25 protein-coding genes, 1 tRNA gene and 2 riboswitches are annotated in these 23732 nt (G+C 47.9%); of the genes, 15 read left to right on the top strand and 11 right to left on the bottom strand.

What is annotated here, in order from left to right; genetic code table 11:
• The first annotated feature begins 401 nt into the window (after positions 1–401).
• A riboswitch (SAM riboswitch) is annotated at positions 402–511 on the top strand.
• Between the two features lie 84 nt (positions 512–595).
• Both CEF21_RS08795 and metC read left to right on the top strand, forming a co-directional pair.
• The gene (locus tag CEF21_RS08795) at positions 596–1720 is read left to right on the top strand and encodes a methionine biosynthesis PLP-dependent protein (protein ID WP_123915321.1); all 1125 of its coding nucleotides are present in this window, start codon (positions 596–598) and stop codon (positions 1718–1720) included.
• The gene (gene metC, locus CEF21_RS08800) at positions 1707–2912 is read left to right on the top strand and encodes a cystathionine beta-lyase (RefSeq protein WP_123915324.1); all 1206 of its coding nucleotides are present in this window, start codon (positions 1707–1709) and stop codon (positions 2910–2912) included. The genes CEF21_RS08795 and metC overlap by 14 nt, the downstream gene beginning before the upstream one ends.
• Positions 2913–2990: 78 nt before the next feature.
• Here metC and CEF21_RS08805 read toward each other — a convergent pair whose 3' ends face one another.
• On the bottom strand, positions 2991–3200 hold the full coding sequence (locus CEF21_RS08805) for a hypothetical protein (protein ID WP_123915327.1): 210 nt from the start codon (positions 3198–3200) through the stop codon (positions 2991–2993).
• A 329-nt stretch (positions 3201–3529) separates the two neighbouring features.
• Between CEF21_RS08805 and CEF21_RS08810 the strand changes: the two genes are divergently transcribed.
• Positions 3530–3850 (top strand): DUF4183 domain-containing protein, encoded by a 321-nt coding sequence (locus CEF21_RS08810; protein WP_241156797.1) that lies wholly within the window; start codon positions 3530–3532, stop codon positions 3848–3850.
• A gap of 15 nt (positions 3851–3865) precedes the next feature.
• A complete protein-coding gene (locus CEF21_RS08815) occupies positions 3866–4285 on the top strand; it encodes a DUF4183 domain-containing protein (RefSeq protein WP_123915329.1) in 420 nt (139 codons plus the stop codon).
• 37 nt (positions 4286–4322) lie between these two features.
• Here the strand turns inward: CEF21_RS08815 and CEF21_RS21235 are convergent, their stop codons facing one another.
• Positions 4323–4463 carry a hypothetical protein gene (locus CEF21_RS21235; protein ID WP_164462134.1) on the bottom strand — a complete coding sequence of 47 codons (141 nt, stop codon included), beginning with the start codon at positions 4461–4463 and terminating at the stop codon, positions 4323–4325.
• Positions 4463–5209, bottom strand: a complete 747-nt coding sequence (locus tag CEF21_RS08820; RefSeq protein ID WP_164462135.1) for a MerR family transcriptional regulator — start codon at positions 5207–5209, stop codon at positions 4463–4465. The genes CEF21_RS21235 and CEF21_RS08820 overlap by 1 nt, the downstream gene beginning before the upstream one ends.
• Positions 5210–5291: 82 nt before the next feature.
• On the opposite strand from CEF21_RS08820, the gene CEF21_RS08825 reads away from it, so the two are divergent.
• Positions 5292–5999 carry a CPBP family intramembrane glutamic endopeptidase gene (locus CEF21_RS08825; protein WP_241156798.1) on the top strand — a complete coding sequence of 236 codons (708 nt, stop codon included), beginning with the start codon at positions 5292–5294 and terminating at the stop codon, positions 5997–5999.
• Here the strand turns inward: CEF21_RS08825 and CEF21_RS08830 are convergent.
• From CEF21_RS08830 to CEF21_RS08840, 3 genes are all read right to left on the bottom strand, one after another.
• Positions 5977–7191, bottom strand: coding sequence for an MFS transporter (locus tag CEF21_RS08830; RefSeq protein WP_123915335.1), 1215 nt, complete (start codon positions 7189–7191; stop codon positions 5977–5979). The two genes, CEF21_RS08825 and CEF21_RS08830, sit on opposite strands and share 23 nt — an antisense overlap.
• Positions 7192–7296: 105 nt before the next feature.
• A complete protein-coding gene (locus CEF21_RS08835; protein ID WP_123915338.1) occupies positions 7297–7836 on the bottom strand; it encodes a type 1 periplasmic-binding domain-containing protein in 540 nt (179 codons plus the stop codon).
• A gap of 24 nt (positions 7837–7860) precedes the next feature.
• Positions 7861–8496 (bottom strand): DsbA family oxidoreductase, encoded by a 636-nt coding sequence (locus CEF21_RS08840; RefSeq protein WP_123915341.1) that lies wholly within the window; start codon positions 8494–8496, stop codon positions 7861–7863.
• A 144-nt stretch (positions 8497–8640) separates the two neighbouring features.
• Here CEF21_RS08840 and CEF21_RS08845 point away from each other — a divergent pair.
• Positions 8641–8713, top strand: a tRNA-Val gene (locus CEF21_RS08845).
• A gap of 332 nt (positions 8714–9045) precedes the next feature.
• Here the strand turns inward: CEF21_RS08845 and CEF21_RS08850 are convergent.
• The 3 genes from CEF21_RS08850 to CEF21_RS08860 all read right to left on the bottom strand — a co-directional run bounded on the left by CEF21_RS08850 (position 9046) and on the right by CEF21_RS08860 (position 13392).
• Complete coding sequence (locus CEF21_RS08850; protein ID WP_123915344.1) at positions 9046–10545, bottom strand: FAD-dependent monooxygenase; 1500 nt, start codon at positions 10543–10545, stop codon at positions 9046–9048.
• A gap of 39 nt (positions 10546–10584) precedes the next feature.
• Positions 10585–10950, bottom strand: a complete 366-nt coding sequence (locus CEF21_RS08855; RefSeq protein WP_123915348.1) for a YidH family protein — start codon at positions 10948–10950, stop codon at positions 10585–10587.
• Between the two features lie 87 nt (positions 10951–11037).
• A complete protein-coding gene (locus tag CEF21_RS08860; RefSeq protein ID WP_123915351.1) occupies positions 11038–13392 on the bottom strand; it encodes a M14 family zinc carboxypeptidase in 2355 nt (784 codons plus the stop codon).
• An 82-nt stretch (positions 13393–13474) separates the two neighbouring features.
• A riboswitch (SAM riboswitch) is annotated at positions 13475–13581 on the bottom strand.
• A gap of 470 nt (positions 13582–14051) precedes the next feature.
• On the opposite strand from CEF21_RS08860, the gene CEF21_RS08865 reads away from it, so the two are divergent.
• Both CEF21_RS08865 and CEF21_RS08870 read left to right on the top strand, forming a co-directional pair.
• Positions 14052–14600 (top strand): GNAT family N-acetyltransferase, encoded by a 549-nt coding sequence (locus CEF21_RS08865; RefSeq protein WP_123915354.1) that lies wholly within the window; start codon positions 14052–14054, stop codon positions 14598–14600.
• A 26-nt stretch (positions 14601–14626) separates the two neighbouring features.
• Positions 14627–15556: a GNAT family N-acetyltransferase gene (locus CEF21_RS08870; protein WP_123915357.1), complete on the top strand. Its 930-nt coding sequence runs from the start codon at positions 14627–14629 to the stop codon at positions 15554–15556.
• Between the two features lie 61 nt (positions 15557–15617).
• On the opposite strand, the gene CEF21_RS21240 is transcribed toward CEF21_RS08870, so the two are convergent.
• On the bottom strand, positions 15618–15791 hold the full coding sequence (locus CEF21_RS21240) for a hypothetical protein (RefSeq protein WP_164462136.1): 174 nt from the start codon (positions 15789–15791) through the stop codon (positions 15618–15620).
• Complete coding sequence (locus CEF21_RS08875) at positions 15791–16669, bottom strand: LysR family transcriptional regulator (RefSeq protein ID WP_123915360.1); 879 nt, start codon at positions 16667–16669, stop codon at positions 15791–15793. The genes CEF21_RS21240 and CEF21_RS08875 overlap by 1 nt, the downstream gene beginning before the upstream one ends.
• A gap of 159 nt (positions 16670–16828) precedes the next feature.
• On the opposite strand from CEF21_RS08875, the gene hpaI reads away from it, so the two are divergent.
• The 7 genes from hpaI to CEF21_RS08910 are packed head-to-tail and all read left to right on the top strand — an operon-like array spanning position 16829 to position 23723.
• Positions 16829–17755: a 2,4-dihydroxyhept-2-ene-1,7-dioic acid aldolase gene (hpaI, locus tag CEF21_RS08880; RefSeq protein ID WP_123915363.1), complete on the top strand. Its 927-nt coding sequence runs from the start codon at positions 16829–16831 to the stop codon at positions 17753–17755.
• A 24-nt stretch (positions 17756–17779) separates the two neighbouring features.
• The gene (gene hpaE, locus CEF21_RS08885) at positions 17780–19291 is read left to right on the top strand and encodes a 5-carboxymethyl-2-hydroxymuconate semialdehyde dehydrogenase (RefSeq protein WP_123915365.1); all 1512 of its coding nucleotides are present in this window, start codon (positions 17780–17782) and stop codon (positions 19289–19291) included.
• A 3-nt stretch (positions 19292–19294) separates the two neighbouring features.
• A complete protein-coding gene (gene hpaB / locus CEF21_RS08890) occupies positions 19295–20770 on the top strand; it encodes a 4-hydroxyphenylacetate 3-monooxygenase, oxygenase component (protein WP_123915368.1) in 1476 nt (491 codons plus the stop codon).
• Positions 20771–20809: 39 nt separating this feature from the next.
• A complete protein-coding gene (hpaD, locus tag CEF21_RS08895) occupies positions 20810–21772 on the top strand; it encodes a 3,4-dihydroxyphenylacetate 2,3-dioxygenase (RefSeq protein WP_123920093.1) in 963 nt (320 codons plus the stop codon).
• A 13-nt stretch (positions 21773–21785) separates the two neighbouring features.
• Positions 21786–22562, top strand: coding sequence for a fumarylacetoacetate hydrolase family protein (locus CEF21_RS08900; RefSeq protein WP_241156799.1), 777 nt, complete (start codon positions 21786–21788; stop codon positions 22560–22562).
• On the top strand, positions 22559–23350 hold the full coding sequence (locus tag CEF21_RS08905; protein ID WP_123915371.1) for a fumarylacetoacetate hydrolase family protein: 792 nt from the start codon (positions 22559–22561) through the stop codon (positions 23348–23350). Before CEF21_RS08900 ends, CEF21_RS08905 begins: the two co-directional genes overlap by 4 nt.
• The gene (locus CEF21_RS08910) at positions 23331–23723 is read left to right on the top strand and encodes a 5-carboxymethyl-2-hydroxymuconate Delta-isomerase (protein ID WP_123915374.1); all 393 of its coding nucleotides are present in this window, start codon (positions 23331–23333) and stop codon (positions 23721–23723) included. The genes CEF21_RS08905 and CEF21_RS08910 overlap by 20 nt, the downstream gene beginning before the upstream one ends.
• Positions 23724–23732: the final 9 nt, after the last annotated feature.

The following is a 23732-nucleotide window of genomic DNA, read 5'->3' on the forward strand; positions in this document are numbered from 1 at the left end:
GTCTTATGCTTGTCGGGGGCCTGCAGGAGGCAGGTCAGTTCTGCGTTGCGGCAGGACGCCGCGCACTTAGCAGAACATCCTTCCTAAAAGCGCCTCCGCTTTAGGAGTATAACGGATAAGATGTTTGTACTGAGTTTTTGCGTCTAGCTCCGGGCGCTAGCCGTTCGGCCGCTTCGCTTCTTCTGTCAGGGCAAAAAGCGCCCTTCGGTCAGAAGCTCCACCGTCTCTCACGGCTGGGCAAGCGCCCTCCGCTTTTAATTTGTATTCGCTTCCACTTATTTTATCATGATTCGGCAAAAAATGCTGTTGCGGAGAAAATGGGGAAAGTTTGCATGAAAGGCTTGTCAAATTCATAGAATTGCGTTAAGGTTATACAAAATTCATATATTTCCGATTATTTATTCTTATCCAGAGAGGTGGAGGGACTGGCCCTGCGAAACCTCAGCAACCGGCAGAACGCTTTATGCGTGCCAAGGTGCTAAATCCAGCAAGCGAGCTTGGGAGATGAGAAGAAGAACTGTTCAGCGACAAGCCTTCTTCTTATTTTAGAGGAAGGCTTTTTGAATTTCTATTTTTCAGAAACGAGGGTGTAAAAATGACAAAACATACAGAAACGATTCTGGCTCAAATTGGAAACCGCAGTGAACAGACCACGGGCGCTGTCAATCCTCCTATCTATTTAACGACTGCTTACCGGCACGCTGGCATTGGGGAATCGACCGGTTTTGATTACATCCGGACCGGCAATCCGACCCGTGCCATTGCCGAGAAAGCACTGGCTGACCTTGAAGGGGGAGATCAGGGCTTTGCTTTCAGCTCTGGAATGGGCGCGATCCAAACGATTATGGCCCTGTTTAAAACCGGAGATGATTTGATTGTTTCCTCCGATATTTATGGAGGAACGTACCGGCTGTTTGAACAGGAATGGCGGAAATACGGCTTAACTTTCCAATATGATACGTTTACTGACCTGGGGGATACAGAGGCCCGGATTCTGCCAAATACAAAAGCGATTTTTCTGGAGACACCGACGAATCCGCTTATGCAGGAGGCAGACATTGCAGCGGTGGCTGAAGTAGCGAAGCGCCATGGTTTGCTTTTGATCGTGGACAACACGTTCTACACACCGGTTATTCAGCAGCCGATTAAGAGCGGAGCGGACATTGTCATCCACAGTGCGACTAAATACCTCGGGGGACACAATGATCTCCTTGCCGGGATCGTGGTAGCGAAAGGGCAGGAGCTTTGTGCGGAACTCGCTTCCCATCATAATGCGATCGGCGCGGTTCTCGCACCGTTTGATTCGTGGCTATTGATCAGGGGGTTAAAAACGCTCGCGCTTCGGATGAGGCAGCATGAACAGAATGCAGCTGAAATAGCCGGATTCCTGGAAGAAGCCCCGGAGGTAACCGATGTGCTTTACCCGGGCCGGGGAGGCATGCTGTCGTTCCGGATCGCGAAAGAGGAATGGGTGAATCCTTTTTTGAAACAGTTGAAAACGATCACCTTCGCTGAAAGTTTAGGCGGGGTTGAGAGTTTAATGACGTATCCAGCCACTCAAACGCATATGGATATACCGGAAGAAATACGTACGGCAAACGGTGTCTGTAACCGGCTTCTGCGCTTCTCGGTCGGAATCGAGCACGCAGAAGATCTGATAGCCGATTTAAAGCAGGCATTCCAGGCTGTGAAGGAGGAGGAAAAAATTGAGCAATACTGATTGGTCCATCCAGACAAAGCTGCTGCACAATAGCCATAAGACAGATAAGGAAACGGGAGGGGTCAGTGTCCCCGTCCACTTATCATCCACCTTCCACCAGTCCGATTTTGATCAGTTCGGTAAATACGATTACGCACGCTCCGGGAACCCGACGAGAGAAGTGCTTGAAAATGCGATTGCCGACCTTGAGGGCGGTACGCGGGGATTTGCTTTTTCATCCGGAATGAGCGCAATCTCGACCGCATTCCTTTTGCTGTCAAAAGGGGATCATGTTCTGGTTACTGAGGACGTATACGGAGGAACGTACCGCATGGTCACAGAGGTGCTGAGCCGGTTTGGCATTGAGTATACGTTTGTGGATATGACGGATCTTCATAACGTGGCATCCAAAATCCGTCCGAATACAAAGGTCATATACATGGAGACTCCATCCAATCCTTTGCTGAAAATTACCGATATTCAAGGAATCGTTAAGCTTGCGAAAGCAAATGACTGTCTAACATTCCTGGATAATACGTTTTTAACCCCTGCTCTGCAGCGTCCGCTTGGGCTCGGAGTCGACATTGTCCTTCACAGCGCCACGAAGTTTTTAGCGGGACACAGTGATGTCGTCGCGGGACTTGCAGTCGTGAATGATGAAGAACTCGGGAATCAGCTGTACAAACTGCAGAATTCGTTTGGGGCCATTCTCGGTGCCCAGGATTCGTGGCTTGTGCTGAGAGGCTTAAAAACCCTCCATGTACGGCTGAAGCAATCGACCGAGTCGGCTCATAAACTGGCTGCATTCTTATCCAGGCACCCGGCGGTGGAGGAAGTCTATTATCCGGGATTGTCCTTCCACCCCGGCTGCTCTGTCCAGCGCTATCAGGCGGAAGGGCCGGGCGCGGTGCTTTCCTTTAAGCTAACCGATGAAGATGCGGTCCGAAAGCTCGTTCAAAACGTCCAGCTTCCTGTGTTTGCGGTGAGCTTGGGGGCGGTAGAGACGATTCTCTCCTATCCGGCCAAAATGTCCCATGCGGCTATGCCGAGAGAGGAGCGCTATGCAAGAGGGATTACAGATGGGCTTCTCCGTGTGAGCGTTGGGCTGGAAAAGGCGGAGGATTTAATTCAGGACTTCGGTGCGGCGCTTGATCTGCTGCCGAAGACGAAGCCTTTGCCGTATGCAAGGCTGCAGGGCAGCGGGCGCGGATGAGGAGCTGCTGAGCAGAATAAGGAAAAGAGGCAGCCGGGCGGGCTGCCTCTTCTTATGGGTTCACGGAGCATCTGCTCGTTATCTGGACTCTTTTGGCGGCTGGCATACATCGCATTTACGCTGGTTATTGTTTTTGAATTTCGTAAATGTTTTTTCGAATTCGTTTCCGCAGGCGCATTTAAATTGCAGCTTTTGTGAAAAGCCGTGATATTCCGCTGTCAGAAGCGTGCTTTCCGAATTTTTCTCAACAAATTCCCGAATCTTACTGATTGTCCACCGTTTATTCATTCTCTTACACCTCCATATTTAATCGAAAGGCGGAGGCTTTTCTCTGCATCCGTTTCATTAAAAAGTTTTCCTTCAGCTGGCTGTCTCATTATATCATGAGCGCACCCTCATTTATACGGAGTGTTCCGTTTTACAGAAAACCGATGAAGTCGTTCTTCCGAATTTTTAGTGACCCTGGCCGGTGTATGCGCCTGCTTCGCCTGTTTTGTCATTTTACCAATCCAGCCCTTTATTTCCATCCGTATTGGTGAAACGTTCCCGCACCATTGGATTTGGAGAGAAATAAACTAGTTATAGATAGGTAAACGAAAAGGGAGGGGAGAGGCTGCTTGACGAGACCGCTCATCACCATTCCGGTAGTCAGGCCGGACAGCATAAGCAAAAGGCTGCCGAGAAAAATAGAAGTCCTGACGTATTTTGCAAAATCCGACGGAACGAAGCACCTTTATACAAATCATGATGCACTCGCTCCTTACAGCACAGCGCCCATCCTCGATCCCGCAGCCGTTTCCTATCTAAACGTATTTATCAATGCTGTTCTTCAGCCGGAGCAGAATTATGAGGTGCAAAAAGGGCTCTTCACACTAAAAACCCGTGATGTTCCGCTTAAAGGGACAGCCATTATCATACAGTTTGTTAAGCTTCATTAAGAAAGGAGTTTTCGTATGCCAGCTGAATTGATTAAACTCGTCCTGTCTGCTTCCAATACCGTAAGCGGGGATGTGAATGTAAATACGGTCACGGATGTAGCACCCGTCGCTTCCCGTTATGCGGCTAATGTAACAGCACTTATGATTGTAGGCGGCAATACAACAATCCCTGCCACATCATTCCGTGACGACAATGGAAATGTATTGGCAGCAGGGGCCCTGCCGGTTCCGAATGCCGAAACGGTGGTCAACGTTTATGTAAATGGAGTTCTTCAGCAGGGGGGACTGTCCACCTTATCTGCGAACAATTTACTCATCCGTGCCTCCATTCTCCTTGGTGCACCGGTTGTCCTGGAGTATTTGGACTTCAGCAGCGTTACATCTACCTCCACTGCAACGAACACGCTTGCCGTGGATACGGTCATTGATACGTAAAAAAAAGAAAAACAGCGGTGCAGGATAGCCGCTGTTTTTACATTTTCTCATTTCTTTTTATATCCTCCAGCACAGACATGATTTTTTTATTTTGTTCAATCATCTCTTTGTTCTGCTGTCTTAGCTTGGTGAAATCATACAGGAATACAATGAGGATAATCGTGATAAGAAATACCATTAAAGCATCTCCTTCTTGTTCCGGGATGTTTCTTCGCAATAAATAACCGCTTCCTCAATAAACTTCAGCACTTCTTGTTTAACCGGAAATAAATTTAAATCTGCTGAAACTCTTTCTTGTTTGCGTGACTCCCAAAATTTGTTCTCAAGCTCCCGGTCATTTTGAAAAAGATGTTCAGAAAGCCGGATGATCTCTCCAGCAATGAGCTGTCCTTCTTGAGAATCATAGCTTGTGCCTTCTTCAATGCAGCGTTTAATTCGCTTAATAAGGTGAATCCATATACCGGTCTTCTCATCCTCCAGTTTCGGAAGACGGCTGACAAGGGCAGACCGTTCTTCTTCGCTAAATTGAGAATGCTCTAAATCAAACTGTTTCTGCAGATTGACAAGGGGCAGCAGCTGCTCCCAGTTTATTTCTCCTTCAAGCCTCCATGTATGTAACAGAGCGGTTGTATGGCCAAGACCTTCTTGAAGGTGCTTAATCTGGATTTCAAGCTGCTCTTTATGTAAAAGCAGGATTTCTTCACTTGTGACTTGATTAATGATGTTCAACGTATCCTTTAATGGCATAGAAGCAGATTTCAGCAGGCAAATCTTTTCTAAAAGGAGCATGTTCTCCTCTGAATAAAACCGTTTGCCGTATTCATCTGTTTTCGCCGGTTTAACTAAACCGATCTGGTCATAATAGCGCAGGGTGCGCAAGGTGACATTCAGTTTTTTTGACACTTCTCCCGTTGAAAAATACATGATAACCCCCCTGATAAAAAGGCTTGCAGGTGACGCTGCGTAACCGATTATGCTAAATGTATCACACATCTTTACAGGAGGAATGGTTATTTTGGGTAAAAATGTATTTTTTTCAATGGAGTGGTCTTTGAGAGATTGTATGGCCCTGCTGTTTCTGGCATTTGGCCTTGTCCCGCTGCTGATTGAATTTCTCCTGCAGGATTTTCTTTATGCTTGGCTGCAGAATCAGTTATACTCGGGAATGCTAACAGGATTGGTCATGGCAGGAGTGTTTATTTTAGGTGTGTATGATGTCATTGCACTGAAACCATACCGCCTAACCTGGGACGCTGTGGGTCTAAATCGATTTTCAGGCCGGTATTGGATATGGATCTTTCTGTGGATTATCCTGCTTATTGGAAGCAGTCTGATCATCCTCTCCTTAATGGAGTGGATGCATATAGGGTGGGAAAACGGAAAAACCAAATCTCTGGAGAACAGCAGGTCCATCTTTTCTTTTTTCATTGCATTTCTCTCCGCTGCGGTGATTTCTCCGATCTATGAGGAGATCTTTTACCGGGGCTTTCTGTATAAATGGTTCAGAGTGAAATGGGGCATAGGAGCAGGAATCCTGCTAAGCTCGGCTGTTTTCACTCTGGTCCATATTCCAACCTATAACGGTCTGCCTGTAAATTTCCTGTCAGGAATCATTTTTGCCTGGTCTTATGAAAAAACAAAATCAATCATTCCCGGCATGATCATCCACGGAACGTTTAATGGGCTGGCGATTACGCTTTCGTATTTTTCGTAATCAAACCGAGCGGCCGAATAGAAGGTTTGAGAACGGCAATGAAAAGAAGAGATGAGAGAATCATCATAAATCCGGCACCTGCAAAAATAACGGAACGCAGCGGGAAAAGGTCACTGGAAAACCCGATTCCGAATATAAAAATCACCTGAATGAGCGAGATCACCATGCCGAGGGCACTGCCCACCCGTCCCATGATGTCTGCCGGCACATGATTTTGATAAAACGTCCAGATCCCGGTGTTCGCAAACGCCATAAAGAAGGCAAGAATGAAAAAGCCAGCGGCTGCCCATAAAAATGTGGAGGAGAGGGAGTAAATCAGATAGCCTCCTGCAATCATCAATCCTCCGCAGCCGATCAGTAAAGATGGGTTCAGTTTTTTTACAGCTAACCGGTTAACAAATGATCCGATAAGCAGTCCAACGCCGGAAACACTGACAAGCAGACCATAGGCACTGTCAGAAAGCTTCAACACCTCCCGGGAAAACACGACTTCCTGTGAATCGAGAGCGGCTGCCATCATCATCAGTCCGTTAAAGAGGAGATACACAGCCATCACATAGCGTGCGGATTTCATATATCCCATGACCATTCTCCAATCCTCTGCCAGAACGGAAAGGGAGATTCTTTTTTGAGATGTCTGCTCCCCCGAGCCGAGGTAAGGCAAACGGAAGAGAAGAAGGGCAGAAAGAACGAAGGATAAAGCGTTAGCGAAAAACGCTATTTCCGGCCGTCCGGTCATAAACAGCAGTCCGGCCAGAGCGGGACCGAGTATAAAAGATCCTGACCAGGCGAGGCTTTTATAGGAGTTGAAAACTTGGCGGTCTTGAGAAGGAATCAGCCGGACCGTATAAGCGGCAGCTGCAGGATCATAGAACGCATCCGCCATACAGATGAAAAAGACGAGAGCGTAAATAACAGGAAGGGACGGAGCGGCTAATAAAAGCAAAACGAGGATCGCCCTTATCAAATCGAGCCCCATCATCAGGTTCCTCTGAGAATACCGGTCTATTAAACTTCCAGCCCAGAAGGAAGTCATCATGCCCGCCAGCGGACGGATCATGTAAAGCCCGGCTACTGCGGCAGCGGACCCCGTCATGCTGTAAACCATCATGTTCAGGGGGATGAAATAGATCCAGTCTCCGAGATTGGAGATGCCGGTAGAGGTTAAGAGAAGGGCGGCTTTTTTCTTCATGGTCTGCTCCCCCTTTAAAAGGATATTTTATCCACTTTATAGCAAAAGCAGAATAGAAGCAAGGGGGACAAAGGAAAAAGACTGCCAGAGCGGCAGTCTTTTCGATTAATTCAATTCCATAAAGTCATATACATCTCCGCCGTCAAATCCGGCTCCAAGGATCACACCATCCGGGAAAAGCTCTCCATGTCTGGATACGAACTCTTTCACAAAAATGATGATCGTTGCCGTTCCTAGAAACAGCCCTGCGGGAAGATGGTCTTCCAATAGCTGATAAATCGGCTTATAGACCGGGAAATAAGGCTCAACCGACAGCGGTGCGTAATCCTTTGCAAGAGCCCAGTCGCCTTCCTCATCCCATTCCTCGGCTCCTGCCACATACAAACTGATCGTATCCGCGGTCTCATAAAGTGCAAAGTTGATTGCTTCAAGTGAAGCAGGCGGCTTTTTCTCCGTAAGAAGGGTGGTCAGCCAGCCTTCAAATTCCTGAAAACTCGCTTCAAACTCGTTCCCGAATTCCTCAACATGGTTCTTAATGCCAAGCTTCCCGGCCCGGTTCAACATCCATTCCCTGCCGTCCTTCAAACCATCCGCCTCATCGATGGCATCATAGATGGCGTCTGTAAAAGCTTCTGTTTTAGCCATTTCCATTCACTCCCTTTTTAAAGTTCAGCAGCCCTCAGGTCCGCAAGAAGCTCCATTCATCATCCCGTCGTTCGCCTGATCCGCAATGACTTGTTCAATGGATTCTTTGGAATGGAGGCCCTGCAGCTTCTGATTTCCGATAATAAACGTCGGAACGGCCTGAATTTCCGCATTTCTGGCCAGATCCAATGCCTCCTTGTGATCCTGCACATACGTGCCGCCGGTAATCGCATCCTGAAAAGCAGCTTCATTTAATCCGAGCTCGCGGACAATCCCAGTCAGGATCGCCACATCCCCGATATTCTGGCCCTCCTGCCAATAAGCCTTAAACACCGCATCCACATAAGCCTGGCCCTGGCCATGCTCCATCGCAAACTGATAGCCCTGATGAGCAAGATGCGTATGCGGAACCGGATCCAAATCCATCGGAAGCTCCATCTCCACACCAAAACGCTGAGCGAGCGGCTGCACCGACTGCTTATACGCCTGCTGAATATAATCGCTTTTCGGAGACATTCCCTCCATCGGATAAGGACGAAGCTCAAACGGCATAAACTCTACCTCAACATCCTTACCTTCCACAGCCTGCCGAAGCGGCTCCTCCCCAATAAAACAGAAAGGGCATACAAAATCCGAAAACACCTGAATCTTAACCGTCATCTAAACTTCCTCCTCGTGATTGATAGACTCATTGTAGCAAAAGGAAGAAAGGAAGACGATTTATTTGGATAAGTTATTGACAGGGAGGGGGGAGAGAAATATAATAGAGAAAGTCAGCTGAGAGATGCTGCAACTACATATTACGATTCCTTAGCTCAGCTGGGAGAGCGCTACCTTGACAGGGTAGAGGTCGCTGGTTCGAACCCAGTAGGAATCATACGAAAAAGAGTTGCTTTTAGGAGCAGCTTTTTTTAATTCTATTAACACCTACTAGACTGTTTGCTGATATGAAGTGAATGAAGCTGGAATAAACAAAATAGGGTAAGGTACACGGAGTTTGTGAATTTTGTCCAATTCATATTATAGTAAATGTAAATAATCATACAATATAAAAGAACCCTGGTGCTCTAACACCAAGGTTCCGATACAATAGTTGTCTTCCTGCAAGGGGGAAGACTTCAATCAGAATAGAAAAGACCACCCTAATCGCCGCCACAGCTCAAAGGGTGGTCTTAATTGTTGGCTATGACATGTTGTTCAAATCAACCTTTACTTCAAAATAAAATCCCGAACCTCCCGATCCCGACCCTTCCCAAAAGCAAACCCCACATGCCCATCCGGTCTTACCCAATAAACCGCATCCCGTTCAAATCCAGCTTTCGCCATCTCGGAATTCCACTCAAACTCTATCAGCTCAATATCTTTTTCAACGGCAAATTCCCGCAGATTCCTGCTTGCCTTCCCATACACATGAATCTGCCATTTCATCGACTTCAGGGGTTCATAGTTATCCCCTCTATCTGTTTTAATCCATGGCAATCTATCCCCGCCATGAATGCTTCCGGCTTTGCCGTCGCTGATCTTGCTGCCTCTGTAATGAATCCGGGTTTGAGAAAGCAGGTTAAAGGCTCTTTTTCGTGCATTCGGTACCTTTAGCAATGCCGGAATGACGAGAGGGAAGAGGATCTTCCGAATCAGCTTGCTTTGAAAGCCTCTGCCTACGAGCGGTCGGAAGGCACGGTCGGTTGTGGAAACGAGCAGCCGTGCGAAAGCGATCCGTTCGGTTTCGTACGTGTCTAAAATATCGGGATCTGCTTTTCCTTGCAGGACGGCGGCGAGCTTCCAGGAGAGATTGACGGCGTCGCCGATTCCTGTGTTCATCCCCTGACCGCCGGCAGGGCTGTGGATATGGCCGGCATCTCCGGCAATAAACGCTCTGCCTTTGCGGAAATGTTCACTGACGCGATGGTGTACGCGATAGGTGGAGAACCAATTTACATTATGAATAGCCAAGCCAAGTTGCTTTTCTGCAATCGGCCTTACGTTTTCAAACGATAGATCTGGAGAATCTCTCATTTCGTTCGGTACAATTCCAACCACTCTTCTCATCCCGGTTGTGCGGACCGGGATAAACGCACAAAATCCGCCTTGATCGATGAACATGTAAAAGCCGTCTTTTTCCATCCCATCATCGGCAGCTTTAACATCCGCTACATAAAACAGCTCTTCATATGTCCCGCCTGAAAATTTGAAGTTCAATGTTTTACGGACCGTGCTGTGAGCTCCATCACAGCCGCATATGTAGTCAAAACGGGCCCATTCTGTCTTTCCGTTTTTGCAGATGACGGCCTCCACCTCATCTCCATAGTCCGTAAAGGAGAGGAGCTCTGTTTCCCATTCCACTTCAATGCCTTGCTCCTGCAGTTTCTTGACTAAAAATTGTTCGTGAACATCCTGTGCGAGACTCAGGATAAACGGAAAAGGGCTTAGTCCGGCTCCTAAATCAGCCAGCTCAAGCTTAGCCTTTTTCTGTCCGTTTTCAAGAAGGCGGACGGATTTCATTTTGATGCCGAGTTCGATTAATTCCTCCGCAAAGCCAAGCTGCCGGTAAAATTCCAGTGTTCTCGCATGAATGACAAGAGCACGGGACGATTCTCCGGGTCCTTTGTTTTGGTCAATAATCCGAAACGGGACCCCGTGCCCTGCGAGACGAAGGGCGAGCACCAGACCGGTTGGACCGGCGCCTGTAATGAGTACCTGAGCAGACATCGCATTTCCCCCTTAGTAAACATCGTTTTTCTGCAATGGCTAAAAAATTAAAAAGAAATAAAGGGAAAAAATCAAGATAATGACAACAATCAAAGCGGAAACCCACGTGACAATATGGCGGGATGGACGGAAGGTCTGCTCATCAATTTGCTTTGTTTTTTTTCGGTAATCAAATGTAGAAAACAGAATGAGTGAAAACCCGCAAATAATGGAGAAAACACCGATGATGATGGTCAATATGTTCACTTCCGGGGAGGCTTTGTCCATGAAGCTGAAGTGAAGGTTGGTGATTATAAAACCGATTCCTATAATGGCGATGGCCGTTCTTACCCAGGCGAGATAGGTCCGTTCATTGGCCAGATGCTGCTGGATGTATTTTGAACTGATGGTTTGTTCTTTTTCCATTGAATCTCCTCTATGTTTGCCGTTTTACCCGTATTCTATCATATTATTCCATGAAAAAGAGCACCGGCATCCGATGCTCTTTCTTGTCTATTCTTTATCAAATACGCTATTTGAAATCAGCCTGAATAAATAATCCGTATGGTTCCTGAATCCCGCTTCAATGCCGATTAATGTAACCGGCTTGTCTTTTTCCTGCACGATGACTGGCTGGCCTTTAGCCGGTGCCCGGTCTTTCCAGTGGCCGGCGGTAAAGAAGGAGTCATTGTTCACAAAAGTGGCGGCAATGTTTGTGCCCTCTGTGCTGGAATACCAAACGGGTCCGTATACGAAACCGGCATCGTTCCTGCTGTAACCGGCAGTAAGAGGGGATGGGAGATAATCCACTTTTACAATTCCGTTGCTGCTGGAAAAGCCTTTATTGATCTCCACTTCCGTTAATCCTGCAGCTTTTGCTGCCTGTGAACCGCCTGCTCCGATTGCGATGAAATGGCCATCCTGTTCGACAAACTGCTTGATCTGTCCGTTAAACCTTTTCAGTTCCTCTTCATCGGTTAAACCGAATTCTTTATTGGCTTCGCTGAGCCTATAGGATGTAAGGCTGGCGCTTCCGCTGTAAATAAAGGTATCAAAGCCATTTAATCCATTATTGGCTACATCTCTCGGATGAACTTCCGACACTTGGAATCCAAGCCGTTCGAGGGCGAGCTTTGTGCCTGAATGGGACTGGACTTTGCCCAGACCGCCATCCTTTAAGATCGCAACTCTGTGCTTTTTAAGCGGGATGGCATCTTTAGGGACTGCTTTGGTGCGTAAGGTTAATCCTGATACCTGAACCGCTCTCTGAATCGCTTTCCCTTTTTCCGCAGCGTAAAAATTTCCTTCGTTATCCTTTTTGACGGAAACGCCCTGATCAATAAGAGAGTTCACAAGGCGGACCGCATTTACAGATGTATTCGGAATGGAGTAGGGTCCTTTGCCAATGAGTTTTCCGCGGACATTTTCCTCCCGAACTTCTTTCGTTTGGACGTTCACATCCTCCTGGCTTTTGATGGCATCAAAGCCCCAAAGCTCAGAGAGATTCCAGGCGGAAATGTCGTACATAGCGTCAATATCGTTTGTAATGTCTTCACCGTCCCATAAGAACGCATTAGCCAAGCCGGCCTTTGCCTGGTTAAGATCCACAATATACGTTCCTTTTTCATAGCGCTTTCCATCTGCGCGAAATGGCTTAGCCGCCTGCTCCACTTTCACATCATTTTTAAGTAAGTGCTGGACAACCTTTTGCACCGCGCTGTTATCCTTTTTATTTTCCGGGATGATGTAGCTGTCAGGATAAAAGCCATCTTTATTGTTCGGATGCTCCCCCTTGACTCCGCGGTCAAACACTTCAAGCTGGTCTTGAAGCATGGCCTGTTTATTCTGTAAAGCGAACTCCAGGGCCCCATTCACAGCATCGACCTGCCATTTCACTCCGTCCCAGTCATTTGTCGGTGCTTCCAATGTATAGCCCAGGCCGCCATGAAGCATAGCATAAGCCGGGGTGTAAATAGGAGGGTAGACATCCCAGCCGGATTTTGAATCTCTTAATGGGATGTGAGTGCCTTCCAGTGTTTTGTACAATTCGGTCTCATAGTGATCTCTTTCGCTGACAATATTCGATTCCATCGCTTCTGCCTGCTGATTCATCCACTTATAAAGCAAATCGTATTCGTAATTCGGGTTATGAGGGGGTGTACCCGGAAGAATCAATCCCGGATGCTTTGCTTCCCCGCGTTGCCTGACATAACCGTGAAGATCAAGAAGAACGAGAGGGTTGAGCTCGGCGATTTGCTTAACGGCCGCTTCCGTTTCAGGCTGGGACTGGGTCACGAAATCACGGTTCAGATCAATTCCGTTTCCGTTAAAGCGGGTAGCATCGACACGTCCGTCAGGATTCGCGTCCACATTGATAATCAGTGTGAAGTTCTTCAGTATCTCCTTAGTTTCCTGATCATTCTTAAATCCATACCGTTCAATTAACCGGAGCGCTGCATCTGTTCCGACAAATTCGGTTCCATGAATGGAGGCATGAATCAAAATCGGGGGCTTAATATCCGGATTGGCTTTCAGGTAGCGCTGCGCTTTTTCCGGATTTTCTCTCATGAGTTTCCGCAATCCCTTGTACTTAAGTTCACTCTGCTTAGACTTGCTGTCTGAAATGGTGACCGTGTACAAATTTTTGCCGGTGGAAGATTTTCCTGTAATGTCCAATTGAACTCGGCTGCTTTGCTTTTCATAGGACTCCAGTTTGCTTCTAAGAGCATCATACGTTATGTAGTCATATTGTTCTGAATTGAAAAGACTCTGCTTTCGTTCAGTCTCCCCGGCCAGTGCTTGAGCGGGAAGAAGACTTCCCAGTAGACTTGCGCTCAGTAAAACGGATAAAATCGGCTTCTTCTTCATTTCTTTCCTCCTAAAATTTTTACAACACAGAAAAGCCTCTTTCCGGATAAGAAAGAGGCTTTGCACACAAAGGGATCCCTCTCTCTTATCTGTCAGCGTAATCGCTGCAAGAATTAGCACCGTATTGACCATGGTCAACCGGTTGCCGGGCTTCATAGGGCTTGTCCCTCCGCCTGCTCTTGATAAAAGAGTTTTCGTATTGAATTAGTTTGAATTATAGAGGATTTTAACAGCGCGTCAATATGAAAATAGGAAAATGATTCTTTGTGTTTAGGAGAAAATGGTAAAATAGGAACAGGTTATGGAGAAGGAAGATTACATGAATACAATCTTTAGTTTTATTTTACCCCCTCAACTTAATGATTGTTACTAGCTATATAACATTGAAAATTGAAGTGAAATATTGTTTCCTTCCGGCTTTGATTCTTCCTGCTGCCGTTTTTTCTAAATTTAGAAGGATTCGGGCCGGTCCTATCCAGCAAATACTTTTCTAGTGCTCTTTTACTTGGAGCAATCGTAAATGGAATGACGGCTCTAATCATGAGGAAAAGCTGAAATCGTATCGAGTAGTGCCCTTTACAAAAGAATATATTGCCCGATCAGCAGGAATACCCTTAATATGGAAAGGTGAAGTGAACGAATGAAGATAGGAGAATCCCATGATAATAAAGAATCGGTTATTTGAGGTGAAAGGCCTTACCTATTCAATCAGGTCTGCTATGCATGAAGATGCTGGGATGCTCTCCAAGGTAAGAGTCCGCATTGATGGAGAAACAGAAAATATGGATAGGGAACAGGGAGAGGGATTGATCGACGAAGCAGGCTTTGAACGGCTGATTAAGAATGATACGGAAATGCCCGGCCATTTGTTTTTAGTGGCCGAGGTGGAGGGGGAGATTGTCGGATTTTCAAGGTGTGAAGGAAATCAGCTGAAAAGATCCTCACACAAAGCAGAATTCGGAGTGGGCGTGCTGAAGGACTTCTGGGGGTACGGGATTGGCGTGAATCTATTAAAAGAATCGATTGCCTGGGCCGACTCCAATGGGATCAAGAAAATGAACTTAAATGTACTGGAAACGAATGACCGGGCGATAAAGATTTACAGCAGTCTCGGATTTGAAACAGAAGGTGTTTTAAAAAAGGATAAGCTTTTATCAGACGGCAAATTCTACAGCACCATCCTTATGGGAAGATGGAATGGGTCATAATCCAAAACAGGGAGATTAATAGAAATATGTCCAATATAACGATCAAAAGAGCTTCCCTATCGGACGCTGAAACGCTGACAAACATCATGAAGGCAACCTTTGATGCAGAAGCAAAGAGGTGGCTGAGGGAAGAGGAACCTATCATAGATTACAATATTCAGCCGCCGGGATATCAATCCATACATATGACTGAATACAGTATCCGTGAGTTAGTCTATTACAAAATCCTCGCAGATGAAATGATAGCAGGCGGATTGATTATGACAATCGCAGGCGATTTGCACGCGAGAATTGACCGTATTTTTGTAAGCACTTCCTTGCAGGGGAGGGGAATCGGATCGATTGCTCTTAAATTGGCCGAAGAGGCGTACCCGCAGGTATCTTCCTGGGAGCTGGAAACATCCAGCAGGCAGCTGAATAATCATTATTTTTATGAAAAAGCGGGTTTTGAAAGAGCGTATGAATCTGAGGATGAATTCTGTTATGAAAAACGGAAGGAGTCATCTAATCATTCGAAAGCCACTCAAAATCAGGATCTGTCAGGAACACATTATGAAAGCTGCGGGATGGACGAAAGTGATTTCTTTAAGGTGAATTTAGCCGGCAGCTCCGTCAGCAACAGCAATGTGATGAACACTCATTTCAGTAATTGCAATTTGAGCCAGTCCAGGTTTCAAAACATTAATTTCAGAAACAGCCTGCTCGCAGATTTAAATTTGTCCGGCAGCCGGATCGACCATGTAACGATGGGCGGGGTTCAGTTTAAGGATACGAGCCTTGAAGAGAATCAGCAGCCTGTCACATTTGAACGATGTGACCTGAAAGGCAGCCGCTTTATGGAGTGCAATCTGCAGGAGGTGGAGATTCAGCAAAGCGATTTGGAAGGTATGAGGATCAATGGGATTTCGGTGAAGGAATTGTTTGATGTGTATGAAAAGGCTGTAAAACACACCTGATTTGGGGTGTGTTTTTTTGTGGAGGGAATGGCGTTGCACTGACCCCCGCTCCTCTACCGTACTAAACCTCCGTCCCCGCTCTCTGCAAGCTCTTGTCCACCATCCTTTTAGCACAGTTTTCCTCTGACCCCCGATACGGTGCTGTATTGGGGGTCAGTGCAAACCAAACCGATAATGGAACAATCGCCCCAATCGCCCACCCCGCCCAATCACTCCAAACAGCTCCACCCCTCATCACCTTCCCTCCCCAACAAACGTCTCCCGAAACCTTACCGCTTTCTTCGTTAATGACCGGTCCTTCAGCCAAATCAGCGCACAATCGGAAAGAATGGCCGCATCCTGTATACGGACGGCTTTTAGTCCGGAATTTGGGAATGCGAGCAACGCAGATTCAGGAAGCATGGCGGCGCCGACTCCTTCGCGGACTAAGGACATCAGCATGGCCGCGTCCGGGCATTGGCAGACAATTTGAGGGGTCAAGCCTTTCTTGTGAAAGGCATTCAGCACGAGCTCATACAATCCGATGCCGCTGACCCGGTGGAGCAGAAGGAGAGGGAGGTCTGACAAATCTTTCATACAAATGGTGCTTTCTATGGGCCAGTGGTCAGGTACGATCGCTGCAAACGGATCTTTGGATAGCGGGAGATGATGAAAGTCATGTAAATCGAGCGGCATGCGGATCAGAGCAAGTTCGATTTGCCGGCTGCGGACGTCCTCTGCCAGCCGGAAGGAGTCTCCTTCGTGCAGGCGGAACGAGACGTTTGGATATTGTTCCCGGAAGAAGCGGATCCGCTCGGGGATATAGGAAAAGCATGTTTTCACAGAGCCGATTGACAGAAGTCCGGTCAGGCCTTCTCCGGCTTCCTTTACCTCAGAGACAGCCGCCTCCATTTGGAGGAGAAGCGAGCGGGCCCGTTCGTAAAGGATGGTTCCGGCATCAGTTAGCTCCATTTTTTTACCGTTCCGCTCCAGCAGCAGCACGCCGAGCTCCTCTTCAAGGGATTTGAGCTGATAGCTTAACGGTGGCTGGGCCATGTGCAGTTTTTTGGCTGCGCGTGTCACCTGTCCTTCTTCCGCGATGGTACAGAAATAGCGGAGCTGTTTAATGTCCAACGGGCTCACCCTTCCATACTTTTTTTGTATCGAATGCCTAGTTTTTATGTATTTTCCATCTATAGTAGCACATGATAGATTGGATTTGTAAGCGTTTTCAAATTAATCTGAAAACAAGTGGACCCGGATGAAAGTATTTATAAAAAGGAGAGAGTGCATGTGGCTGGATTTGAAGAAGCAAAGAAGAGATTAAGAGGTTCTATTGCACCGGTCATCACCCCGTTTCACGAAGATGGATCGATTGATTTTCAAACACTAGAAAAGCTGATCGACTGGCATATTGAGAGCGGAAGCCACGGGATTTCTGTGACGGGTACAACGGGGGAACCAAGTTCTCTGACTGTCGAAGAACGTGTTCAGGTAATGGATATTGCAGCAAAGACGGTCAGCAAGCGGGTTCCTTTTGTACCGGGTACGGGATCGGCGAATTATGAAGAGACTCTGTATTTAACGAAAAAGGCTCAGGAACTTGGTGCAGATGCCGCCATGGTGATTGTGCCTTACTACAATAAGCCATCCCAGCATGCTCTCTATAAACATTTCAAAACAGTGGCGGAATCGGTTGATATTCCGATTATTATTTACAACATTCCCGGCAGGACCGCTGTGAACCTGGAAGTGAAAACGATGGCACGTCTGGCAAAGGATGTTCCGAATATTATCGGCGCAAAGGAATCCAATAAGGATTTTGAACATGTGAACCGCGTCCTTCTCGAGTGCGGAAGAGATTTTCTTCTTTATTCCGGGATTGAACTGCTTTGCTATCCGATGCTTGCCATTGGCGGGGCGGGTTATATCAGTGCAACGGCGAATATCGAGCCGAAAAAAGTGGCGGATGTTTACAACGCCTGGAGCGAAGGTGATCTTACCCGTGCACTCAACCTCCACTATGAGCTGATGCCGCTGAACGATGTTCTCTTTAAGGATACGAATCCGGCACCGCTTAAGGCGGCTCTCGGCATGATGCATAAAATCAAACCGGTGCTCCGGATGCCGATGGACCTTCCGTCAAAAGAGCTTCAGGACGAAATCCGGAGTGTGCTCAAAAACTATGTGCAGCTGCCGGAAGAAGCAGGAACGCTATAAAAAGAGAAGAGGAGGCCTGAAAAGATGCAGACACAATCACATAAGGCTGCTGCTGGACACAAACAGCTCGAGCCTGTTAAGCACTATATCAACGGAGAATTTTTACATTCAGAACAGTCTTTTGAAAATAAAAATCCGTTTATGAACACGGCGATGAACGAAATAGCTGAGGGACGGAAGGAAGAGATTGAGAAGGCTGTGGCATCTGCTAAAAGCGCCTTTGTCCAGTGGGGCTCGATGAAAATGGAGAAGCGGATGAAGTTTATTGAGCGGATTGCAGCACTCATTGATGAGGAGATGGAAGAGGTTGCTTTCTTGGAATCCCTTGATACCGGCCTTCCGATCAGCCAGACAAGAAAAATGACAGCCCGGGCAGCGGAGAATTTCAGGTTTTACTCGCGGATGGTTCAGACAAAGCTGCATGGTGAATCGTACGCTGCAGACGATGAGTTTATTAATTATACCGTGTATAAACCTCTTGGTCCCATCGGGCTGATTACACCGTGGAATGCCCCGTTTATGCTGGAAACGTGGAAGGTCGCTCCGGCGCTTGCGACAGGGAATACCGTCATTTTAAAGCCGGCAGAGCTTTCTCCGCTTACGGCTAATAAGCTCGCGGAAATCATCCATAAAGCAGAGCTTCCTCCTGGTGTATTTAACGTAGTCCATGGATACGGAGAAACCGCAGGAGCCGCGCTGGTTGCCCATCCTGATGTAAAGGCTGTTTCGTTTACGGGAGAAACAAAGACAGGCTCAATCATTATAAAGACCGGAGCCGACAGCTTGAAGAAAACGTCGATGGAGCTTGGCGGAAAGTCCCCGCTCATTGTATTTGATGACGCGGACGTTGATAGAGCGCTCGATGCAGCGGTTTGGGGAATATTTTCTTTTAATGGAGAACGCTGCACGGCTAACTCCCGCCTGTTTTTGCATAAGAGCATGAAAGAATCGTTCGTCGAAAAGCTGAAGGAGCGTGTTCAAACTATCGTCATGGGTGACCCGATGGACACTGGAACCCAGCTTGGACCGCTTATTGATCAGGATCATTGCAGGAAGGTTCGGTCCTACATTGATTTAGCAGAAGAAGAAGGCTGTACGGTTTTTCAGGGGGAGGTCCCAGAAGAGCTGAAAGCGGGAAATTTCGTTCCTCCTACACTGCTTCTGAATGCGCGGAATGACATGAGAGTGTGCCAGGAAGAGATTTTCGGGCCGGTTATGTCTGTGATTGAATTTGAAACAGAAGAAGAGGCGATTGAGCTTGCAAATGACGTTCCTTATGGCCTCGCAGGGTACGTCTGGACAAATGATATGAAGCGGGGACACCGGGTGGCACAGGCGGTGGATGCCGGAATGCTCTGGGTGAATTCGCACAATGTACGCGATCTCCGCATTCCGTTCGGAGGGATGAAAGCAAGCGGAATCGGAAGAGAAGGCGGCCATTATGCGATGCTTGAATTTTACTGCGAGCCCAAAGTCATTCACGTCGCACTCGGAGACCATCACATTCCGCAGTTCGGGAAAAGGAAGGGGAGCTAAAGCATGCCGGCAAAAACGGGAGAACAGTATATAGAACGCGTAGATAAAGCGCAGGCGGAGATCTGGATTCACGGGGAGCAGGTCAAAGGGAAAATTTCAGAGCATCCTGCTTTTAAAGGCGTGATGAAATCACAGGCAGAGCTATATGACATGCAGCATGATCCGGATAAAAAGGATTTTATGACCTATATCTCCCCATCGACAGGAGCGCGGACGGGAACGTCCTTTATGCAGCCATCTACGAAGGAAGAGCTTATGATGCGCCGCCGGATGATGCAGGAGTGGGCCCGCTACAACGGGGGCATGATGGGGCGCTCGCCGGATTATATCAATTCAGGACTCATGGCGTACGGTGCCGCATCCGACATGTTTGGAAGCCAGGATCCGCTCTATGCGAAAAACATGCAAAACTATTATGAATATGCGAGAGAGAACGATTTGTCTCTAACCCATACGCTCATCCAGCCGCAGGTGAACCGCGGCGTTCATTCAGCCCAGCTGCCGGATCCCTATATAGCGGCGAGAATCAAGGAGAAAACATCAGAAGGTGTGGTCATTAAAGGAGCCCGTCTGCTCGCAACCCAGGGCGGGATAACAGATGAAATCATGGTGTTCCCGTCCACGCTCCTGAAACAGTCGGACGAAGAAAATCCTTATGCGTTCGCGTTCTGCATTCCGAATAACACACCGGGATTGAAATTTATATGCAGGGAATCGTTTGATTACGGAAAATCCGGTTTTGATCATCCGCTCGGATCCCAGTTTGAAGAAATGGATACCATTGTCGTGTTTGACGATGTGACTGTCCCTTGGGACCGCGTCTTTTCCCTTGGAGATGTTGCGGTCTGCAACAAAGCCTATACAGAGAGCAGTGCCGTTGTTCATATGACGCATCAAGTGGTATCCAAAAATGTGGCGAAGACAGAATTTGTCCTCGGGATTCTCCAGCTGATGGCGGAGACGATCAACATCAGCCAGTTCCAGCATATTCAGGAGAAAATCTCTGAAGTCATCCTTGCGCTTGAAACGCTGAAAGCCTATGTAACGGCGTCTGAAGCCAATGCCGGGCTTGACCGCTGGGGGACGATGACGCCTGATTTTGCTCCGTTAAATGCGGCGAGAAACTATTTCCCGAAAATTTATCCCCGGTTCACGGAAATCATGCAGCTGATGGGAGCGAGCGGTCTGATGGCGATTCCGACTCAGGCTGACTTCCAATCAGATATCCGTCCCGATCTGGATCAGTACCTGCAGTCGGCGACTGGGGATGCAGAGAGCCGTGTGAGGCTGTACCGGCTTGCGTGGGATGTATGCATGAGCTCATTCGGGTCAAGACAAACCCTTTATGAGCGCTTTTTCTTCGGCGATCCGGTTCGGATGGCTAGTGCCCTGTATAACGGATATGACAAGCAGGAATACGTGGACCGCGTGAAGGCATTCCTGGACCGTTCACAGGAACTGATCAAAAATAACGGATGAAAGAGGGAATAAGCTGTGACGGAATTTAACATTATTCGGATGGCCCGAACGGTATTGAATGTAAAAGACTTGGATGTTTCCAGAGCGTTTTATGTGGATGCCCTTGGCTTTATTGAAACGGAACGGACAGAAGAGGCGATCTATTTAAGGGGCCTTGAGGAGCATGTCCATCACAGCCTCGTGTTGAAAAAATCAGCAAAACATGGTGTACATGCGCTTGGCTATAAGGTAGCGGCCGATGAAGATCTTGACCGACTTCAGGCATTTTTCCAAGCAAAGGGGCTGAAGACCAAATGGCTGGAGGAAGGAACGCAGCATGCACTGGGCAGAGCCTTGCATGTTCATGATATTTCCGGAATGCCGCTTGAGTTTTTCAGCAAAATGGACGGGGCTGAAAGGATGCTTCAGCGCTATGAACTGTACCGCGGCGCAAGGATTCAGCGCATTGACCACGTCAACTGCAGTGTGCCGGATGTGGAGAAAGCGTACCATTTTTACATTCAGGAACTGGGCTTTGCCTGCTCGGAATATACGGCAGCCGGGGAGGACCGGATTTGGGCGGCTTGGCTTCACCGGAAACAAACGGTTCATGATCAGGCATTTATGAATGGGGAAGGGCCGAGGCTTCATCATGTCGGCTTCTGGCTCCCGGATCCGCTTTCGATTATCCATAGCTGCGACGTGCTGGCTTCCCTCGGATATGCCGGAAGCATCGAACGGGGCCCGGGCCGCCACGGTTTATCCAATGCTTTCTTCCTCTATTTGCGTGATCCGGACGGCTACCGGATTGAGCTGTACAGCGGGGATTACTTGACAAGTGATCCGGATTTTAAGCCGGTCCGCTGGGATTTAAATGATCCGAGAAGACAGACGTTCTGGGGGACGAAAGCACCGGACAGCTGGTTTAATGAGACCGCGCCGTTTCTCGATATCGAAACAGGAGAGCCGGTCGGAACCCGGTCACCGGTGCTTGAGCAAAAGAAGCCTGAATTTATCATTTAAAGGAGGGAAATCCGTGAGAACTGGACAATTAATGATGCCGGGAACATCCCGGCTCCAGACCGTGGAGCTCCGGGGAAAAGAGTTTGTCTGCAATGGAACCGCTTTTCAAACGGATCAGCTTATCCTAAGCCCCCCTATTTCAGGAACGGTGTACGGCACGGCCCTGAACTACAAGGGAGAACTGGAGCTGCTTGGAGATTCTGTCTATGAATCACCGTACCAGCAGCCTCCTGCTGCCCCGGTTTTGTATATAAAGCCTGTGAATACGCTGAACGGGCACGGCGGCGTCATCCCATTGCCGGATGGTGCTGATGAACTCCAGACAGGTGCTGCCCTTGGAATCGTCATCGGCCGGAAAGCAAACCGGGTAAAGGAAGAGGCGGCGCTCGATTTTGTGCTTGGATATACGGTCGTAAATGACGTGAGTATCCCCCATACCACCGTGTACCGTCCTGCTGTGAAGGAAAAATGCAGAGATGGCTTTTGTCCGGCCGGTCCGTGGATTAGGCCCCGCAACGAGGTGAAGAATCCCGATTCTTTAAGCATCTCGGTTTATATAAACGGTGTACTGAACCAGAAAACATCGACTTCGAGCCTGATTCGTTCTGTTCCAAAGCTGATTGCCGACGTTACAGAATTTATGACGCTGAATGAAGGAGATGTTCTGCTTGCGGGAGTTCCGGAACATCCTCCCCGCATGAAGGATGGGGATGTCGTTACCATTGAGATTGAAGAGGTGGGTTCTTTAACGAACCGGGTGGTGAAGGAAGATGGGAGGGAAAGGCCATGAAGAGAGCAAGAGTTGCCTATGCCGGCGGCCTTCATGAAGCCGTTGAAGAAAATGGACGGCTTAAGCTCGATGACGGGCGCTTTGCGGAGGAGAGCGAAGTTGTGTGGCTTCCGCCTGTAGAGCCCCGGACTTGTTTTGCACTTGGACTGAATTATGCGGACCATGCAAAGGAACTCGCATTTAATGCCCCGGCTGAGCCCCTTATTTTTCTGAAGGGACCGAATGCCTTTACCGGCCATAAAGGATATTCAAGGCGGCCCGCCGGAGTGAAAAATATGCATTATGAATGCGAGCTTGCGGTTGTGATCGGCAAAGAAGCCAGAAGGATAAAAAAGCAGGATGCCTATCAATATGTGAAAGGGTATACGGTGGCAAATGATTATGCCATCCGTGACTATCTGGAAAACTATTACCGGCCGAACCTCCGTGTCAAAAACAGGGATGGCTGCACGCCGATCGGTCCCTGGCTTGTGGATGCTGCCGATGTGCCCGATCCGATGAATCTCAAGCTATTAACCTATGTAAATGGAGAGCTGATCCAGTCCGGCAGCACAAGGGACATGGTATTTGATATTCCATCACTGATTGAATACATTAGCAGCTTTATGACCCTGAACGAAAACGACATTATTTTAACGGGTACGCCGGAGGGACTGAAGGATACCGTTCCCGGGGATGTGGTCATCACAGAGATTGAAGGGATTGGCAGACTGGAGAATACCATTGCGGGTGACGCGGAATTCGGTATTCCGGTGAAGGAGGATGCTCATGCCTCACATCATCGTTGAATACACCGATAACATGAAAGCGAAGGGGGACATTCCTGGACTGCTGAAAAAGATCAACGGGGTTCTTCTATTGAGAAACGATCTGTTTCCAATAGGAGGCATCCGGTCACGGGCCATCGAATTAACAGATTATGTGATAGCAGATGGGGAAGAGGACGACGCCTTTGTCCACATCACAATGAAGATCGGAGCGGGGCGTTCAGAGGAAGACAAGAAAGCGGTTTGTGATGAACTATTTAAAAGAGCGATGCAGCATTTTCAGGAGCTTGCCTCCAGCCGGTATTTTGCCCTTTCAATGGAACTTTCGGAATTTGCGGGAGAAACGTATAAATACAACAACATTCATGAACGGTTCAAAAAAACACCCCGTTGAGTTTATGCC

Origin of the sequence: Bacillus sp. FJAT-42376 (assembly GCF_003816055.1) — a bacterium.
GTDB lineage: Bacteria > Bacillota > Bacilli > Bacillales > Bacillaceae > Metabacillus_B.

What these genes read in the sequence shown, in the direction of transcription:
- CEF21_RS08820 (WP_164462135.1), bottom strand. Translation starts at nt 5,209, where the DNA reads ATGTATTTTTCAACGGGAGAAGTGTCAAAAAAACTGAATGTCACCTTG.
- CEF21_RS08795 (WP_123915321.1), top strand. Translation starts at nt 596, where the DNA reads ATGACAAAACATACAGAAACGATTCTGGCTCAAATTGGAAACCGCAGT.
- CEF21_RS08870 (WP_123915357.1), top strand. Translation starts at nt 14,627, where the DNA reads ATGTCCAATATAACGATCAAAAGAGCTTCCCTATCGGACGCTGAAACG.
- CEF21_RS08825 (WP_241156798.1), top strand. Translation starts at nt 5,292, where the DNA reads ATGGTTATTTTGGGTAAAAATGTATTTTTTTCAATGGAGTGGTCTTTG.
- CEF21_RS08865 (WP_123915354.1), top strand. Translation starts at nt 14,052, where the DNA reads ATGATAATAAAGAATCGGTTATTTGAGGTGAAAGGCCTTACCTATTCA.
- CEF21_RS08840 (WP_123915341.1), bottom strand. Translation starts at nt 8,496, where the DNA reads ATGACGGTTAAGATTCAGGTGTTTTCGGATTTTGTATGCCCTTTCTGT.
- CEF21_RS08855 (WP_123915348.1), bottom strand. Translation starts at nt 10,950, where the DNA reads ATGGAAAAAGAACAAACCATCAGTTCAAAATACATCCAGCAGCATCTG.
- hpaE (WP_123915365.1), top strand. Translation starts at nt 17,780, where the DNA reads ATGCAGACACAATCACATAAGGCTGCTGCTGGACACAAACAGCTCGAG.
- hpaD (WP_123920093.1), top strand. Translation starts at nt 20,810, where the DNA reads ATGGCCCGAACGGTATTGAATGTAAAAGACTTGGATGTTTCCAGAGCG.
- CEF21_RS21235 (WP_164462134.1), bottom strand. Translation starts at nt 4,463, where the DNA reads ATGGTATTTCTTATCACGATTATCCTCATTGTATTCCTGTATGATTTC.
- CEF21_RS21240 (WP_164462136.1), bottom strand. Translation starts at nt 15,791, where the DNA reads ATGAGGGGTGGAGCTGTTTGGAGTGATTGGGCGGGGTGGGCGATTGGG.
- CEF21_RS08910 (WP_123915374.1), top strand. Translation starts at nt 23,331, where the DNA reads ATGCCTCACATCATCGTTGAATACACCGATAACATGAAAGCGAAGGGG.
- hpaB (WP_123915368.1), top strand. Translation starts at nt 19,295, where the DNA reads ATGCCGGCAAAAACGGGAGAACAGTATATAGAACGCGTAGATAAAGCG.
- CEF21_RS08860 (WP_123915351.1), bottom strand. Translation starts at nt 13,392, where the DNA reads ATGAAGAAGAAGCCGATTTTATCCGTTTTACTGAGCGCAAGTCTACTG.
- CEF21_RS08830 (WP_123915335.1), bottom strand. Translation starts at nt 7,191, where the DNA reads ATGAAGAAAAAAGCCGCCCTTCTCTTAACCTCTACCGGCATCTCCAAT.
- CEF21_RS08805 (WP_123915327.1), bottom strand. Translation starts at nt 3,200, where the DNA reads ATGAATAAACGGTGGACAATCAGTAAGATTCGGGAATTTGTTGAGAAA.
- CEF21_RS08850 (WP_123915344.1), bottom strand. Translation starts at nt 10,545, where the DNA reads ATGTCTGCTCAGGTACTCATTACAGGCGCCGGTCCAACCGGTCTGGTG.
- CEF21_RS08835 (WP_123915338.1), bottom strand. Translation starts at nt 7,836, where the DNA reads ATGGCTAAAACAGAAGCTTTTACAGACGCCATCTATGATGCCATCGAT.
- CEF21_RS08815 (WP_123915329.1), top strand. Translation starts at nt 3,866, where the DNA reads ATGCCAGCTGAATTGATTAAACTCGTCCTGTCTGCTTCCAATACCGTA.
- CEF21_RS08905 (WP_123915371.1), top strand. Translation starts at nt 22,559, where the DNA reads ATGAAGAGAGCAAGAGTTGCCTATGCCGGCGGCCTTCATGAAGCCGTT.